At 47.1% G+C, this 17,002-nt stretch carries 9 protein-coding genes; 5 read left to right on the forward strand and 4 right to left on the reverse strand.

The window, feature by feature from the left end; translation table 11 throughout:
• Position 1: 1 nt before the first annotated feature.
• On the forward strand, positions 2 to 982 hold the full coding sequence (locus tag F0P94_RS05910) for a c-type cytochrome (RefSeq protein WP_150902887.1): 981 nt from the start codon (positions 2 to 4) through the stop codon (positions 980 to 982).
• Between the two features lie 100 nt (positions 983 to 1,082).
• Here F0P94_RS05910 and F0P94_RS05915 read toward each other — a convergent pair whose 3' ends face one another.
• The 3 genes from F0P94_RS05915 to aspS form a co-directional block, all read right to left on the reverse strand.
• Positions 1,083 to 4,823, reverse strand: coding sequence for a GEVED domain-containing protein (locus F0P94_RS05915; RefSeq protein ID WP_150902888.1), 3,741 nt, complete (start codon positions 4,821 to 4,823; stop codon positions 1,083 to 1,085).
• A gap of 270 nt (positions 4,824 to 5,093) precedes the next feature.
• Positions 5,094 to 8,807 (reverse strand): GEVED domain-containing protein, encoded by a 3,714-nt coding sequence (locus F0P94_RS05920; RefSeq protein WP_150902889.1) that lies wholly within the window; start codon positions 8,805 to 8,807, stop codon positions 5,094 to 5,096.
• A gap of 876 nt (positions 8,808 to 9,683) precedes the next feature.
• Positions 9,684 to 11,432 (reverse strand): aspartate--tRNA ligase, encoded by a 1,749-nt coding sequence (aspS, locus tag F0P94_RS05925; protein ID WP_150902890.1) that lies wholly within the window; start codon positions 11,430 to 11,432, stop codon positions 9,684 to 9,686.
• Between the two features lie 207 nt (positions 11,433 to 11,639).
• Here aspS and bla point away from each other — a divergent pair, with 207 nt between their 5' ends.
• From bla to F0P94_RS05940, 3 genes are all read left to right on the forward strand, one after another.
• Positions 11,640 to 12,368, forward strand: coding sequence for a subclass B1 metallo-beta-lactamase (gene bla / locus F0P94_RS05930; protein ID WP_150902891.1), 729 nt, complete (start codon positions 11,640 to 11,642; stop codon positions 12,366 to 12,368).
• A gap of 559 nt (positions 12,369 to 12,927) precedes the next feature.
• Entirely contained in the window at positions 12,928 to 13,497 is a 570-nt protein-coding gene (locus F0P94_RS05935) for a hypothetical protein (RefSeq protein WP_150902892.1), read from the forward strand.
• A gap of 220 nt (positions 13,498 to 13,717) precedes the next feature.
• Positions 13,718 to 14,005 (forward strand): hypothetical protein, encoded by a 288-nt coding sequence (locus F0P94_RS05940; protein WP_150902893.1) that lies wholly within the window; start codon positions 13,718 to 13,720, stop codon positions 14,003 to 14,005.
• A 358-nt stretch (positions 14,006 to 14,363) separates the two neighbouring features.
• Here F0P94_RS05940 and F0P94_RS05945 read toward each other — a convergent pair whose 3' ends face one another.
• Positions 14,364 to 15,554 carry a class I SAM-dependent rRNA methyltransferase gene (locus tag F0P94_RS05945; RefSeq protein WP_150902894.1) on the reverse strand — a complete coding sequence of 397 codons (1,191 nt, stop codon included), beginning with the start codon at positions 15,552 to 15,554 and terminating at the stop codon, positions 14,364 to 14,366.
• A gap of 478 nt (positions 15,555 to 16,032) precedes the next feature.
• Here F0P94_RS05945 and F0P94_RS05950 point away from each other — a divergent pair, with 478 nt between their 5' ends.
• On the forward strand, positions 16,033 to 16,944 hold the full coding sequence (locus F0P94_RS05950) for an ABC transporter ATP-binding protein (RefSeq protein WP_150902895.1): 912 nt from the start codon (positions 16,033 to 16,035) through the stop codon (positions 16,942 to 16,944).
• Positions 16,945 to 17,002: the final 58 nt, after the last annotated feature.

The following is a 17,002-nucleotide window of genomic DNA, read 5'->3' on the forward strand; positions in this document are numbered from 1 at the left end:
TATGAAAAGAAAATTACCGAAGATTCTGGGCGGCCTTGTGCTGGCCGTGGTATTGCTTTTTGCCGGCGTACTAATTTACCTGAAAACGGCTTTGCCAAATGTGGGTCCGGCTCCGGAATTAAAGATCGAAAACACGACGGCTCAAATAGAACGGGGCCGCTACCTGGCCAATCACGTAGCCGTTTGCATCGACTGCCATTCCTCCCGCGACTGGACGAAGTTTTCCGGTCCGCCGGTGGCCGGCACCTATGGCAAAGGCGGCGAGAAATTCGATCAGAGCGTTGGCTTTCCGGGTGTATTCTATTCCAAAAACATTACACCGGCTGGTTTAGGCGACTGGACCGATGGCGAAATTTTCCGGGCCATTACGGCCGGCGTAAGCAAAGATGGCAGCGCCCTTTTCCCGGTTATGCCGCACCACCTATATGGCCAGCTCGACCAGGAAGACATCAAAGCCATTATTGCTTATTTGCGCACCCTCGCCCCTATCGAAAATCAGGTAGCCGCTTCTACCCCCGATTTCCCGATGAATTTTATCATCAACACCATTCCTTCGGCGCCGCATTTCCAGACCATACCAGCTAAAACCGACCAGGTTGCTTATGGGAAATACCTGATCACGGCCAGCGCCTGCGTGGAATGCCACACTCAAAAGGACAAAGGCCAAAATATTCCGGGCATGGAATACGCCGGCGGCATGGAATTCAGATTCCCCGATGGTAATGTCCTGCGTTCGCCCAACATCACCCCGGATCCAAAAACCGGTATCGGCAACTGGACCCGCGAAGCTTTTATTAACCGCTTTAAAATGCACGCCAACGCGCCGCAACCGGTTGCAAAAGGCGGTTTCCAGACCGTAATGCCCTGGACCATGTATGCCGGCATGACGGAAGAAGACTTAGGCGCCATCTACGCTTACCTGCAAACCGTGCCGGCCAAAGAAAATAAAGTAGTTCGATTTACGGCTGCTATCGGTCAATAATCTGAATCAAGCTTAAAAGAAAAATCCCGGCCGCAATTATAGCAGCCGGGATTTTTCTTTTAAAACAATAGCGTTTGGGAGGTGAAAAGTAGATCGAATTCTATTTCTGAATAACCAGCGGTTTTACAAACGTATGACCGGAATCCGTGATCCGCACCAGATACGTTCCGGCCGGAAGCTCCTGCACATGTATGCTTACTTCTTCCGCCCCGCCTGCTACTTTTTGAGCTTTTACTTTTTGGCCCAAAACCGATACGATTTCGACTTCTTTCACTGACTTGCTATCAGAAAACTTCAGGGTTACAGAGGCCGTTGCCGGGTTCGGGTAAAGTTTAAAAGCGTTGGCAGCCGCTTCTTTCAGGCCGGTGGTCAGGATCATTACCGTCTGCTGAACCGTAGCCGGACAGCCCTGCTGATCGGTTCCTTTTAATATTACCGTGTAAGTTCCTGGTGCCGGGTACGAATGCGTAGGGGAAGCAGTAGAAGCAGAATCACCATCACCGAAGTACCATTTTACCGGAGCTGTGATACTTAAATTCTGGGGGGTAAACAGAACTGTTAAGGGAGAATTGATGCTGTAAGTAAAAGCTAAATTCGGCACTTTGTTCGTTACGCTTACCCTTGCGGTGTCGTTAATCCGGTTCAGGTCGTTTGGCAGATTGGTAAACGCTTTGATCGCATGATTACCGGCGGCACTTAAATTAGCTTTAACGGAAAAGCAGAATTGCTTTGTTTGGTTCGGCATTAAAGAGTCGGTATACTGCTGGGTAACGATTGCCTGGTTGTTAACTTTGTAGGACACTGTGAAATTCTTCTGCTTCACGTTGCCAAAGTTGGTTAGATTCACGCATACCTGTTCAGTAGCAGTAAAGCTGCAGTGATTTCCGGCTAAAGGTTTGGTGAAAGCTACCGCGCCAATATCGTTTAAAACCGTACCGCCCAGTACAGTAACTACTTTCTGAACTGTGGTGAGACATCCCTGAAAATCAACTGCCTTCATAGTTACGGTGTAAGTACCCGGTGCCCGATAAGTATGGCTCGGCATCATGGTAGTAGTGGAATCGCCGTCGCCGAAATACCATTTAATAAAACTTCCTGTATTTACATATTGAGTAGTAAACTGGAAAGTACTGCCGGTTGTGTTGGTAAAGGTAAAGTTTGCCATTGAAACTTTGTTAATTATTGACAGTTTCGCCGTATCGTTTACCAGATCCTGATCGCCGGCTAAGCGGGAAAAGGCTCGTAAGGTGTAGGTTCCAGCGGCCACCAGATTTGCTCTTGTCGAAAAACAGAACTGCTTGGTTTGACCAGGTAAAAGTGAATCGGCAAACGTTTCTGATACCATAGCCAGGTTATTGATTTTATAAGCTACCGGGAAGTTTTTCCTGACGGTATTACCAAAATTAGTAAGGTTTACGCACACTTCTTCCGTTGCTGATTTGTCGCAACCTGTGGTAGTGGGTTTGTTTATCCCGGATACTCCCACATCGTTTAAGGTTGCCGCCAGGTCCAGGATCCGTATATCATCGATGGCGATAGCCGGGGTATTGGCGCTTCCGATCGTTGCCCGAAACCGGAGGCGAATGCTTTTCCCGGCATAAGCAGCCAGCGAAATCTGTGCTTTCAGCCAGGGATCATTTAGCAGCGCTTGCTGACTGCCGGTTAAAGTATAAACGTTCAGATTCCAGTTTCCTCCTTCATTCACATCTACGGCTAAAGAGCCGTTCGTGCCGCCATACAAGTGGTACCAGAACTCCAGCGTTGGTGTTTGCAGGGAAGTTAACGTAATACAAGGGGATTCCAGGTTGGCTGTACCGGCATTTGAGCCATAGCTGAAGAAGTTCAGATAGTTGCCATTTCCGGTAGTATGATCGCCGGAAGCGCTTCTGTTTACTTTTGCCCGGGTTATCGTTCCGGAAACAAACCAATCCTGAGTATCATCGGTAGCGTTGTACCACCCGTTTTTAAAAGCTCCCGTGAGAATATTATTTCCTAAAGCGTCTAATTGAGGAACAAAGCTTTCAAAGGTCTCAGTTGCCGGGAAAGAAGTTATGCCGTTACCAAAATTAGTAATGCGGACGGTAACGGTATCATTCAAGGGTTGGGCATCGAGGGGTAACGCGGTCCAGGCTTTAATTGTATGAACCTGAGCTGTGCCTAAGTTGGCTTTAACCGTAAAGGTTATGGCGGTGGTATCGCCAGGGGCCAGATTTTTGGTTATGGTTTCGCTGCCCATGGTAGTACCGTTTACCGAATACCAAACCGGGAAATTAGTTTGCGGGGTGGTACCCAGGTTTTTAAGAATTACGCCTACCGTTTCGGTAGCACTCAGCCCGCAGGCGCTTTTCACCCTGGTAATGGCCGTAACCCCGGCATCTATTGGGCTGGGCGGTGCGCTGATTGTAACAGAATAATCTTCCGTTTCGCCGCTAGTGTGGAAGGTACACGCCTGGGTACTAAGTGGTTTCTGATTGGTAAAAGCACGTACCCGCATTCGGAAAGTACCAAGCGGCCCGGTAGCTGGCAGCGTTAAAATGGAAGTTACCGCTGGGGTATTACTGGCCGGAGATTGATAAACAAATTCATCATCACTAAAAACAAGATCCTGATTAAAGTCTATCCAGGCACCAAATCCCATAGTATAATTGGCAGTTATACTTAAAGAAGTAGCCTGTCCACGTACAAGGCTGGCGGTTAAATTGCTGAAATCCTGATACCCGTTCGCGCCACACCCGCTGCTGTTGGTAAAACCTCCCATGCTAACGTTTGAAATTATGAAGTTATTCGTTGTATAAGCGCAGTAATCATTATGCAGGTTCAGGGTACAGTATTGAGGGCTTCCCACCAGGTTCAGGGTATAATCTTCAGTTTCGCCGGAATTTAACTGAACACACGATTGCCCGGCTGTTAAATTAAAAACATAAGGGGCAGAGCGGATGCGCATGCGAACAGGTCCGGGCGTGCCATATTGGGCAATGGTGATAGAACCGGTATGCGTGTAGTTCGGGTAATCGGTACCCAGGAATTCGCCCGGATCATCAAAATCGAAATCACGGTTATAATCGATCCAGATTCCGATAGTTTGCTGGCCTGTACCGGAACTGGGAGTTGAAATGGAATACGGATAAGTAGTGCCCAACTGCACCGTGGTGCTAACATTGGTAAAATCGGAATACCGGCTACTGGGCGGGCAACTGGAGGTGGTGTTATTAATAGTCCCGAAAGTTACATTTGTTATTAAATTATCAGTCCCTCCGGAGCAATACCCACTGTGAAGTCCGGTGGTGCAGTATTGTTGTGGCGCAGCTATGTTGATGGTATAATCTTCGGTTTCGCCAAACAAAAATTGCGTACAGGAACTGCTGGCAATAAACAATCCTCCCCGGATAGAACGCACCCTTAAACGCGTGGCACCGGTAGAAGCGGTACCTGGAATAAGCACGGAACCGCTGAAAACCTGGGTCCCGGTAGTAGTCGTGCTGTAAACCATCTCACCTGCATCATCAAAATCAAAATCCTTATTATAATCGATCCAAACGCCAAACCCTTGCGATGAAGCGGCATTTGAGCGCATACTGACCTGATAAGTACTACCTTTACTTACAGTTGCACTAATAGAAGTATAATCGGAATAGCCATCAGTACCGCAAGTAGAGGTCGGGTTATTGATAGTGCCGAAGGTAAACAGATCGATCCGGTCGTTGGCTGAGCAGCCGTTGGTATAAAGGTTCGTAGTGCAATATTGAGTTTGGGCCTGTGCTTCAGGTTTCAGAAAGAAAGCCTGGAACAGCAACCAGCAGACTATGGTACTAATTGATTTCCTGTAGAATAATGGCGTCATAAGAGTTGAAGGGTTAAGATGAGAGATCGTTCCTAATTAAATTCTTCAAAGTCTGAAAAGCTTTATAAGCCTGGCTCCTGCCCTTACCTACAAAGCGCCTGCTCCAATTATTTAACCAGACCCGCATTTTTATTACATGGTTGCCTCAGTCCCCAAAATTAATTCCAGCGTTATTATTAAGCCCCGGAAACAATAAACCCCGGCTGTTGGTGCGGCCGGGGTTTATCACTAAAAACTGTAGCGTTTGGGAGGTGAAAAGTAGATCGAATGCTATTTCTGAATAACCAGCGGTTTTACAAACGTATGACCGGCATCCGTGATCCGCACCAGATACGTTCCGGCCGGAAGCTCCTGTACATTTATTCTTACTTCTTCTGCACCCGCTTCTACTTTCTGCAACTTTACTTTTTGGCCTAAAACGGATACGACTTCAACTTCTTTAGCTGACTTGCTTTCAGAAAACTTCAGGATTACAGTGGCAGTAGCCGGGTTCGGATAAAGTTTAAAAGCGTTGGCCGCTTCTTCTTTCAGACCGGTGGTCAGGATCGTTACTGTTTGCTGAACCGTAGCCGGGCAGCCTTGCTGGTCGGTTCCTTTTAATATTACTGTGTAAGTTCCTGGTGCTGCATACGAATGCGTTGGAGAAGCCGTAGTGGCAGAATCACCGTCACCGAAGTACCATTTTACCGGAGCTGTGGCGCTTAAATTTTGGGGCGAAAAGAGAAAGCCTGTTGGCGAAATAGCAGTAGAAGTAAAGGCTAAATTCGGCACTTTGTTCGTTACGCTTACCCTTGCGGTGTCGTTATTCCGGTTCAGGTCGTTTGGCAGATTGGTGAAGCCTTTAATGGAATAGGTTCCGGCGGCACTTAAATTAGCTTTAGCGGAAAAGCAAAATTGCTTCGTTTGGTTCGGCATTAAAGAGTCGGTATACTGCTGGGTAACGATTGCCTGGTTGTTAACTTTGTAGGACACTGTGAAATTCTTCTGCTTCACGTTCCCGAAGTTGGTCAGATTTACGCATACCTGTTCGTTAGCAGTAAGGCTGCAGTGATTTCCGGAAGCAGGTTTGGTAATTAATACCGCGCCAATATCGTGTAAGGCTGTGCCCCCTGTAACCGTTACCACTTTCTGGATTGTTACAGAACATCCCTGGAAATTTATGGCCTTCATGGTTACGGTATAAGTGCCGGGAGCCTGATACTGGTGAGTAGGCATCATGGTAGTAGTCGAATCCCCGTCTCCGAAATACCACTTAATAAAAGCGCCTGTATTTATCCATTGGGGGGTAAATTGGTAAGTAGTACTGGTTGTATTGGAGAAAGAAAAGTTTGCCAATGAAACCGTATTGGTTATGGTTGCTTTAACAGTATCGTTTACCAGATCCTGATCGCCGGTTAATTGCGTAAATGTTCTGAGCCTGTAGGTTCCGGCGGCGCCCAGATTTGCTTTTGTCGCAAAACAGAACTGCCTGGTCTGGCCGGGTAAGAGCGAATCGGCAAACGTTTCTGAAACTACAGCCAGATTATTGATCTTATAAGCTATGGGGAAGTTCCTGGAAACGGTATTGCCAAGGTTCTTCACAGTAACACAAACGGTTGAATTTGCACTTAGATCGCAACCTGTTTGCGGGCTTACAATACTGCTTACCCCTACATCGCTCAAGGTTGCCGTCAGGTCCAGGATCCGGATGTCATCGATGGCGATAGCCGGGGAATTGGAGCTCCCGATCGTGGCACGGAACCGGAGGCGAATGCTTTTACCGGCGTAGGCAGCCAAAGATACCTGTGCTTTCAGCCACGGATCAGTTTTAGCGGACTGCTGACTGCCGGTTAACGTAAAAACGTTCAGGTTCCAGTTTCCGCCTTCATTAATATCTACCGCTAAGGAGCCGTTGGTGCCGCCAAATAAGTGGTACCAGAATTCCAGTGTTGGCGTTTGCAGGGAAGTTAACGTAATACAAGGCGATTCCAGATCGGCAATGCCGGTATTGGAACCATAACTGAAAAAATTCAGATAATTACCGGTACCGGTAGTATGATCGCCGGAGGCACTGGGGTTCAATCTTGCCCGGGTTACCGGCCCGGAAACCATCCAGTCGCCGGCATCACCGTTTATGTTACTCCACCCGTTTTTAAAAAGGCCAGGTACAATATTATTTCCCATCCCATCTAACTGTGCTACAAAAGACTCAAAAGTTTCGGATGCCGGGAAAGTGGAAATGCCGTTACCAAAATTAGTTATCTGAGCAGCAGTGGTATCGTTTGCAAGCTGGTTATCTGCGGTCAGGCTGGTCCAGACTTTAATTTTATGGATCTGAACGGCGCTCAGGTTCGCTTTTGCGGTAAAAGTTATGGCTGTGGTATCGCCGGGGGCTAGTGTTTTGGTTACTGTTTCTGTACCGATTACGGTTCCGTTAACTGCAAAACTTACCGGGAAATTCGTTTGGGTGGTGGTACCCAGGTTTTTTACAATTGCGCCTACCGTTTCGGCGGCGCCTAATCCACACGAACTTTTTACTCTCGTAATAGCGGTGACCCCGGCATCTACAGGGCTTTGAGGAGCACTTACCTGAATAGTATAATCTTCGGTTTCACCATAACTATGAAGAATACAGCCTTCTGTACCCGTAGGCACCAGGTTCTCCAACCCTCTCACGCGCATCCGGAAAGTTCCTAGCGGACCTGTTGCCGGAAGTGTAATTGTTGTATTTACGGTTGGACTATTACTTACCGGCGAGAGATAAACAACCTCGGTGTTCTCAAAATTAAGATTCTGGTTGAAATCAATCCAGATACCAAACCCCATGTTCTTGTTGGCAGTAATAGATAATTGATACGTTTGCCCTCTGACCGCTGAAGCAGATAAAGCTGAAAAGTCTTCGTAGTTATTTGTGGCGCATGTACTGGTATTCGTAAAGTTACCTAAACTAAATGAAGTAATCATTCTGGCCAGGGAACTTCCACATGTATTATTATGAAGGTTTACGGTGCAATATTGGGGACTACCGGTAATATTCAAGGTAAAATCCTCCGTTTCGCCCCCGTTCATTCTTTTACAGGCATCCGCAGCCTGAAACGCCATCGAAGCAGACCTTACCCGCATTCTGGTAGGGCCAGGCAACGCATTCTGGATAATTCTGATGCTGGCATTGAGTGTACTGCTGTGACCATTACTGGCAACAAACTCCCCGGGATCATCAAAATCTTTATCCTGGTTATAGTCTATCCATACCCCAATATAGCCCCCATTTGGTTTACTCTTAACCGTTATAGCATAAGTATTTCCCAGTTGAACAGTAGTAGTAAGATTGGTGCGGTCGACATAGCCATTGTAACTGTTACAATAAGAACCATCTGAAGTATTTATTCCGGAAAATCGTACTTCATAGATCATATTATCGGTATCGCAGCCATACTGATAAAGATTGGTTGTGCAATATTGGGTATTCGCTGCAATTGTAATCGTATAATCTTCCGTTTCGCCGTAAGAGAACTGGGTACAGGAACTGCTTGCAATCAGCAGCCCGCCCCGGATGGAGCGCACCCTTAAACGGGTGGCACCAGTTAAAGCTGTTCCCGGGATTTGTACCGTTGTAGAATATGTCTGCGTTCCGGTAGTGGTTGTACTGTAAACCATTTCCCCGGCATCGTCAAAATCATTATCCTGGTTATAATCGATCCATACCGCAAAGCCTTGAGCAGAAGCTGCATTGGCGCGCATACTCATATTATAGATGCCGTTCTTGTTCACGTTTGCCACCAGATTGGTATAATCGGAATAGCCATCCGTACCGCATGTGGAGGTCGGATTATTGATAGTGCCGAAGGTAAACAGATCGATCCTGTCGTTAACTGAACACCCGTTGGTATAAAGGTTAGTGGTGCAATAGCTTTGCGCCTGAACTTCCGGCAGCAGAAAGAAAGCCTGGAACAGAATCCAGCATACAATGACACTAATTTGTTTTCGGTAGCGTAATGGAGCCATAAGGTTGAAGGGTTTAGATGCGTGATATTCCTGATTAATTTCTTCAAAGTCTGAAAAGCTTCACAAGCCTAGCTCCCGCCCTTACCTACCCATGGCCTGTTCCATTTAACCAACTAGACCCGAATTTTAATAACATGGTTGCCTGAGTTCCAGAAAATAATTTCCAGGCTTGTATTAAGTCCCGGAAACAAAAAAACGGCTGCTTATGCCGTCAGTTTTTTTCATGTAACCGATATTGCTTCTGAAGAACGCTCCTGTTCTGAGGGTAAACTATAAGCCAGTGCTGGGCAATGCCTTTTACAAAAACGGAATAAGATGAACTGTTTTTTACCAAAGGCAGCGTTTTAGAAAACAGCAGGAATTAACCCCTCCGGCAAAAAGCTCAGGACACGAACTTATCGAGTAGCGGCTTTCCTGCTGTTTAATGAATAACACTTTTACAAACCACTAGACCAGCACTACAAGCAAACGGTTGCCTGAAGCTGAAAAAAATCTAAAACGGTATGCTTTGGGCTAAAAAAAGAAAAAGCCCCGGGGCGACGGGGCTTTTCAACTATGAAGAAAATGAAATAAAACAGGAAAAACTTCGAAGAGGCGAGAATCAACAGGAAATATTGCTTTGAAACGATTCCAAACGCGGCATGGAGGCCATTTCAGAGCAATTTTCCTGCTGGTTGACAAACAATAAAACTCTCACATTCAAGCAGACAAGGATCTCGTCCAAACCGTTGCATGGCTTTTTTAAAAATCCATAAAAAACCTACAACAACCTGATTATCAGGAATAAAATTTATAAAAAAATAAAGCTCCCCGTTTTCGGGGAGCTTTATCCTATTGAGATCAAAAATGAAAGCCGGAATCTGAAAATGCCTCTTCTTATGCTTTCACGTCTATCTGCAATTCATCGAGCTGCTCCTGTGCAATCGCCGATGGGGCATCGATCATTACATCGCGGCCGGCATTGTTTTTCGGGAAGGCAATGTAATCGCGAATCGATTCGGAACCGCCGAATAAAGAGCATAACCGGTCAAAACCAAAAGCAATACCACCGTGCGGCGGCGCGCCGTATTCAAACGCGTTCAGCAGGAAGCCGAATTGGTTTTGCGCTTCTTCTTCCGAGAAACCCAGCAGTTTAAACATGCGGCTTTGCAGCTCCCGGTCATGAATTCTTATCGAACCGCCGCCAACTTCCACGCCGTTAATTACCATGTCGTAGGCATTGGCCCGGATGGCTCCCGGATCGGTTTCGATCAGGTGCATGTCTTCCGGTTTCGGCGAAGTGAACGGGTGGTGCATGGCAAAAAAGCGCCGGGCATCTTCGTTCCATTCCAGTAAAGGAAAATCTACCACCCACAGCGGACTGAATACATTCTTATCGCGCAAGCCAAGTTTTGTACCCATTTCCAAACGCAGCTCCGACATAGCCTTGCGGGTTTTATCAGCCGGGCCGGCCAACACCAGGAACAAGTCGCCCGGTTCGCCCTGTAAAGCAGCTTTCCATTTGGTTAGCTCCTCCTGGTTGTAGAATTTATCTACCGAAGATTTTACGCTGCCGTCGGTTTCTACGCGGGCATAAATCAAGCCGGTAGCGCCCAGTTGCGGACGTTTTACAAATTCGGTAAGCTCATCTAATTGTTTCCGGGTATAGGAAGCAGCGCCTTTGGCGTTAATAGCCACTACCAGTTCCGCTTCGTCGAATACCTTGAAATCTTTGCCTTTCACTACCTCCGTTAGTTCCACGAATTTCATTTCGAAACGGGTGTCCGGTTTGTCGTTGCCGTAGTATTTCATGGCATCGGCGTAGGTCATGCGCGGCAAAGTATCTATTTCAACCCCGCGTACGGTTTTAAACAAATGCTTCGCCAGGCCTTCGAACGTGTTCAGAATATCTTCCTGGGTTACAAACGAAAGCTCACAGTCGATCTGGGTGAATTCCGGCTGCCGGTCGGCGCGCAGGTCTTCGTCCCGGAAACATTTCACGATCTGGAAATACTTATCGAAGCCGGAAACCATGAGCAATTGCTTGAAGGTTTGCGGGCTTTGCGGCAGGGCATAAAATTCACCCGGGTTCATGCGGCTTGGCACTACAAAATCGCGGGCACCTTCCGGGGTAGACTTAATAAGCACCGGCGTTTCCACTTCAATAAAATTGCGGGAATCCAGATACGCGCGGGTCTGTTGCATCATGCGGTGGCGCAACTCTAAATTCTTACGCACTGGGTTGCGGCGCAAATCCAGGTAACGGTATTTCATGCGCAGGTCGTCGCCGCCGTCGGTTTCGTCTTCTATCAGGAAAGGCGGCAGTTTGGCCGCGTTCAGAATTTCCAGATTGCTTACCCGGATCTCGATCGCCCCGGTAGCCATTTTATCGTTCTTGCTTTCGCGCTCAATTACGGTACCGGTTGCTTTTACCACGTATTCGCGGCCCAGTTCGCGGCCGGCAACCAGCACTTCCGGCGCGGTTACGCCTTCTTCCAGAGAGAGCTGGGTAATGCCGTAACGGTCGCGCAAATCGATCCAGAGCATGCCGCCTTTGTCGCGGGAGCGCTGCACCCAACCGGTTAAAACTACTTCCTGGCCAGCATTTTCAATTCGGAGCTCGCCGCAGGTATGCGTTCGTAACATATAAATTCGTTCGGTAAATTCCTGTTAACTTTAAGAAAGCAAAGGTAAGCATAGTTTCGGAAGCTGGAAGAGTTGGCGTTAATCGAATTAGCCGGAAACTGTACTTTTTTAGTGTAACAACGGTAGCGTTTCGGCCTGAAAAACCGGGTTCCCGTAATTAATTCATGGCGTTTTCTTTTTACGTTTGTCTCTCTAAAATCCCCGCTCATGAAAAAGCTGCTCTCCACCACCCTCTTTTTCCTTTTAATAACCAGCATTTGCCCGGCGCAAAGCAGAAAAAAGCTGAAAGTAAAGATCACGCCGCTTACTTCAGAAATTTACGTGCACACCTCCTATAAAATGCTGGGCGGCGCACCCTTTCCTTCCAACGGCTTAATTGTAAATACCACCGAAGGCGTAGTTTTGATTGATACCGGCTGGGGCGAAAAACCTACCCGGCAGATTCTGGAGTGGGTGGAAGAAAACCTCCGTCAGCCGGTAGCCTACTGCATTGTAACCCACTCCCACGACGACCGGCTGGGCGGCATAGAAGTACTCCAGAACCGAAACATCCGCGTGCTCAGTACCCGCCCTACAGCCACCAAAGCCGTAAGGGCCGGCTTTCCTTCGCCGGAAGGCATCTTGCCTGCCGATACCACTTTTAAGGTCGGCGATACTACCATCCGGACGTATTATCCGGGTCCCGGCCACACCCGCGAAAACATAACCGTATGGTTTCCGCAGGAAAAAGTACTGTTTGGCGGCTGCCTTGTAAAAAGTAACCAGGCCAAAGACCTGGGCAACGTTGCCGATGCCGACCTGTACCAATGGCCCTTTGCGATAAGAAGGTTAAAATCTGTATTTTCGGATACCGAAGTGGTAGTGCCCGGTCACCAAAGCTGGAACAGCACCAGCGCTTTGCAGCATACGCTGGATTTGCTGGACGCGCATAAGTAAGGATCGTTCCTAAGCAAGTGGACGAATTTAGTTGAATAATAATATCCATCCCTTTTCTGTCATTCTGGAAGGATCTTGTGAATTCTGAGCTTTGAACTCATAAATTTCTTCCAGAATGACAATATGGGTAGTATGAAACCAATTTTGTTCTTTTACTTATCTTGCCTGTTACTCGAAAAGAATTTATTTTCAGCCATGAAATTATAAACGGACGTTACGCCAGGCAGTATGTCTGAACTATGATTTATAGGATTAAAAGATGCATATGATTCTTCGCCAAAAAGGAATACTATGAACCCAAAGTGGATTAAAAAAGAAGGGCTTCAGAGTAGCTGAAACTGCTTTAGTAAGTGCAGCGTCGGTTTAAAACGCTTTTGGAATTGCTGATCTGAAGTGCCTCGCTTTTATTTATTCCCACCCTGCCTTTCTTCCGGATTCGAATTAATTCTTTTTCAAAATAAAAATCCTGTCTATCTTATCAATCCATAAAATCGTGTTCAGACAATCCTGCTTTCTCAACGCCACTAATAACAGGTCAACCCATGCTCTTTTTCATTAAATGAACTCCGCTACGCAAACTTCAACCCTTACCGAATACGACCTCACCGGCACCGTTTCCCATCTTTACAACCTGCTCGAACAAAACCCGGAGCTCTTCCCGATACTTTTCCGGGAAATGATGGACAACCCGAAAAGCCAGATACGGTTACGGGCGGGTAATGCGGTAGAAAAAGCTGCCCGGAAGAACCCTGCCTTGCTGCTGCCCTTCAGAGCTGAAATGCTGGAAGCCATAACCAAACCGCTGAACAACGAAGCTATCTGGCATGTGGCTTTGCTGCTGGGCTATATAAACCCGGAAGGCGACGATCTGGCTTTGGCGGTAAACAAACTTTTCCATTGGCTCGATTCCGTTCCGCACAAGTTCGTAAAAGTGAATTGTCTGCAAACGCTTGCCCTGCTGGCTCTAAAACATAGCTGGCTCCAACCCGAAGTTACCGAAATGCTGGAAGCAGCCCTGGAACACGAAAGTTTTGCGATACAGGCACGGGCGCGGATTTTACTAAAGCAGTTTAAACCGAAAAAAAACAGTATCGGCAGTAAGCAGAAAAGTATTTCCGGTGGAATTTGAAACCCATTTTTATTTTTCCGGTATAGGCAGATTCCCCGCCCGGCCGTGCTATTGCACATAAAATATTTTTTTTTAAGTAGTGGCAGCGGTCCGGAAATTATTTGCGTATTTACCTTAAAAATCGTGCTCCGGCGGCTTACAGCAATTTTTTTGTAAGTTCAACTTGCTAATTTTGCGACTGAAAAACCAAGACCTAACCCATAATTTTCAACCGAAGACTATGTACACCAACACCAGCTTAAACAACCCGTTCGAAGTTAATGCGAACATCATGATGATGACCTACCCGGCAATGCAAGCCATGCCCGGTGGCGACGATGACGATGACCTGGACGATGATGCGGCAGACCTCGATGACGATGATTTTGAAGAAGAATTGCTGGTAGATGATGACTACGAAGGTGACGACTTCAAAGACGTAGACGATCTGGATGACCTCGACGATCTGGATGATTTCGACGACGAGGATGACGAATTCTCGAACGTGGACGACGACGACGAATTCTAAAAAAAGCCTTAGCGCCATTCCTCGCATTACGGACATGAAGAAATAAAAAAGCATCCTGTTTAATAGCAGGATGCTTTTTTATTGTTTATTGGTAATTGCTAGAAGTTATCTCAAAAACCCACTTGTCATCCTGAGCGCTAGTGAAGGACCTCGTTAGCTCTCAGCACCAAAGCCAGATTTAACAGCTTTACCAGTAGCAGACGAGTTGTTTCGCTCTCGCTCAACATGACACCCATTTTTTAGATAGCTTCTAGTTTAATTCCTTAAACGCTATGACCCGGAGGAAAAAACACAGCAAGTGGTTCAAGCAATCAGATAAAATCAATCAGCAATTAACAATCAGCAATTAAATATTAAATTATTCCACGTACAGCACCAGGCCTTTCAGGTATTCGCCTTCCGGGCAGAAAATGCTTACCGGGTGGTCGGCTGGTTGCGATAACTGGTGAATGATCTTTATGGAACGCCCGGCCTCGATGGCAGCTGCCATCAGCGTGTTTTCGAACAGGTATTTATCTACCACCTGCGAACAGGAGAACGTGAACAGGATGCTGCCCGATTTCATTTTCTTCAGCGCTTCGGCGTTCAGGCGCTTGTAGCCCATTACGGCGTTGTGGCGCGCACTTAAATGCTTGGCAAAGGCCGGAGGGTCCAGAATTACAATGTCATAATCTTCCAGCGGGTTTTTCAGAAAATCGAAGGTATCTACCGCAAAGGATTCGTGCTTATCGGCGTGGCCGGAAAGTTCGGCGTTGCGGTCCGTCAGTTCAATGGCCCGTTTCGAAGAATCTACTGAATGCACAACCGTTGCGCCGGCATTCAGGGCATAAATAGAGAAGCCGCCGGTGTAGCAAAACGTATTCAGCACTTTCTTACCTGCCGAATAACGCGCTACCAGTTCCCGATTTTCCCGCTGATCGATAAAGAAGCCCGTTTTCTGGCCGTTTACCCAATCTACGTAAAAGCGGTTGCCGTTTTCCTGCACAATGGTTTCGCCGGAATTTTCCCCGATCAGGAAACCGTTCTCCGCCTCAATGCCGGATTTCTGAGAAAGCGACTCAGCACTTTTATCGTACACCGCGCTCAGCTTGTCACCGATCACGTTTTTAATGGCCTGGGCAATTTCGTGGCGCGCGCGGTACATGCCCACAGTATGCGCCTGGAAAACGGCCGTATCGCCGTAAACATCCACCACCAGACCAGGCAGACCATCGCCTTCAGCAAAAACCAGCCGGTAAACATCGGAATCGGTGCCATTGGTTAACCCGATGGCCGTCCGGAACTGGTACGCTTTGGCAATTTTACTTTCCCAGAATTCCAGGTTGGGCTCTATTTGCTCGAAAGAAATTATACGGACCGTAATGGAGCCCCCCTGCTGGTAATGCCCGGTACCCAAATATTCGTTTTGTGCAGAATACACTTCTACAACATCGCCATCGGCTAAGCCATCGGCCTTCTTCTTTATTGCGCCCGAAAATACCCAGGGGTGAAAACGCAATAAGGAATGTTCTTTGCCCTTAGCTAACGTAATGCGAGGAAGATTACTCATAATGAATTAATAATTAGAAAGAGCAAAACTAAGTAATTATAACCAAAACAGGATACAAAAAATATTAAAATTATACATATAATTGATAACAAATTAGTTATGGCAGCAAAAGAGCCAATTAGATTAGGATTTGTATTAGTTATAACTTCATATAAATGGAAATAAAAGATATAACAATTGCGGGAAGTTTTATAACATAAATAGAAAGCAATTTGAAATAAGCTGCATCAATTTGTACTCCCTGAAGAACATCCTCCCCATTTTCGTCTTTAGCATTTACCCGAAAAATGGGCAATTAACAAAATAATTACACTATTGTTATGATCATCTCCACTTTTATTTTTATCTTTCCAAAGCACAATTCCTCAACCAAAAAGTAATTTTTCGAAGCCCAGGCAACGGATCAGTTTCTTTTTGCATCTGCAGGAAAAATACGTGCGCCTTCAAAATTTAAACCGAAACCATTGCCTTGAAATTTATGGAACTACAGATCCGCAATCTTTCCAAAACCTATTCTAACGGCGTGCAGGCGCTCAAAAATGTAAACCTTACTATTCCGTCCGGCATGTTTGGTTTGCTGGGCCCGAACGGTGCCGGAAAATCTTCGCTCATGCGCACCATTGCCACGCTGCAGGAAGCAGATAGCGGCAGTATAACGCTCGGCGAGTTGGATGTGTTGAAGGAGAAAAAAGAGGTCCGGAAAGTGTTGGGCTACCTGCCCCAGGAATTCGGGGTTTATCCAAAGGTTACGGCCGAAGAATTGCTCGACCACATGGCCGTTTTAAAAGGCATTCTCCATAAAAAGGAACGCCATGCGGTAGTAGCGGCGCTGCTCCAGCAAACCAACCTCTACGAGGTGCGCAAGAAAAACCTGGGCGGTTATTCCGGCGGCATGAAACAGCGTTTCGGCATTGCCCAGGCGCTGCTCGGCGACCCGAAGATCATTATTGTAGACGAACCCACCGCGGGCCTCGACCCGGCCGAACGCAACCGTTTCCACAACTTATTATGCGAGATCGGCGAAGACCGCGTGGTAATCCTTTCTACCCACATTGTTTCCGACGTGAGTGATCTGTGCAGCCAGATGGCCATCATCAACAAAGGCGAAGTACTGCTTACCGGTGATCCGCTCCGCGTAATGAACGACCTTAACGGCAAGATCTGGAAGAAAATGATCGGCAAAGAAGAGCTCATGGAATACCAGCTGCAATACAACGTAATTTCTTCCCGCCTGTTTGCCGGCAAAACCCTGATCCATATTTACAGCGACCAGCGTCCCGATTATTCCTTCGAAATGGTACAACCCGGCCTGGAGGATGTTTACTTTTCCCAGATCACCGCCGCCGCGGCTGCCCCGGGCATGAATGAGGTACTGAAAGCTATGAGTTAAGCTTAAAGGAGTCCCCCTTTGGAGGGGCAGGGAGAGGTTCTACAATATTGGAAAGAGA

Source organism: Adhaeribacter soli (genome assembly GCF_008727925.1).
GTDB lineage: Bacteria > Bacteroidota > Bacteroidia > Cytophagales > Hymenobacteraceae > Adhaeribacter_A > Adhaeribacter_A soli.

What these genes read in the sequence shown, in the direction of transcription:
- F0P94_RS05910 (WP_150902887.1), top strand. Translation starts at nt 2, where the DNA reads ATGAAAAGAAAATTACCGAAGATTCTGGGCGGCCTTGTGCTGGCCGTG.
- F0P94_RS05915 (WP_150902888.1), bottom strand. Translation starts at nt 4,823, where the DNA reads ATGACGCCATTATTCTACAGGAAATCAATTAGTACCATAGTCTGCTGG.
- F0P94_RS05920 (WP_150902889.1), bottom strand. Translation starts at nt 8,807, where the DNA reads ATGGCTCCATTACGCTACCGAAAACAAATTAGTGTCATTGTATGCTGG.
- aspS (WP_150902890.1), bottom strand. Translation starts at nt 11,432, where the DNA reads ATGTTACGAACGCATACCTGCGGCGAGCTCCGAATTGAAAATGCTGGC.
- bla (WP_150902891.1), top strand. Translation starts at nt 11,640, where the DNA reads ATGAAAAAGCTGCTCTCCACCACCCTCTTTTTCCTTTTAATAACCAGC.
- F0P94_RS05935 (WP_150902892.1), top strand. Translation starts at nt 12,928, where the DNA reads ATGAACTCCGCTACGCAAACTTCAACCCTTACCGAATACGACCTCACC.
- F0P94_RS05940 (WP_150902893.1), top strand. Translation starts at nt 13,718, where the DNA reads ATGTACACCAACACCAGCTTAAACAACCCGTTCGAAGTTAATGCGAAC.
- F0P94_RS05945 (WP_150902894.1), bottom strand. Translation starts at nt 15,554, where the DNA reads ATGAGTAATCTTCCTCGCATTACGTTAGCTAAGGGCAAAGAACATTCC.
- F0P94_RS05950 (WP_150902895.1), top strand. Translation starts at nt 16,033, where the DNA reads ATGGAACTACAGATCCGCAATCTTTCCAAAACCTATTCTAACGGCGTG.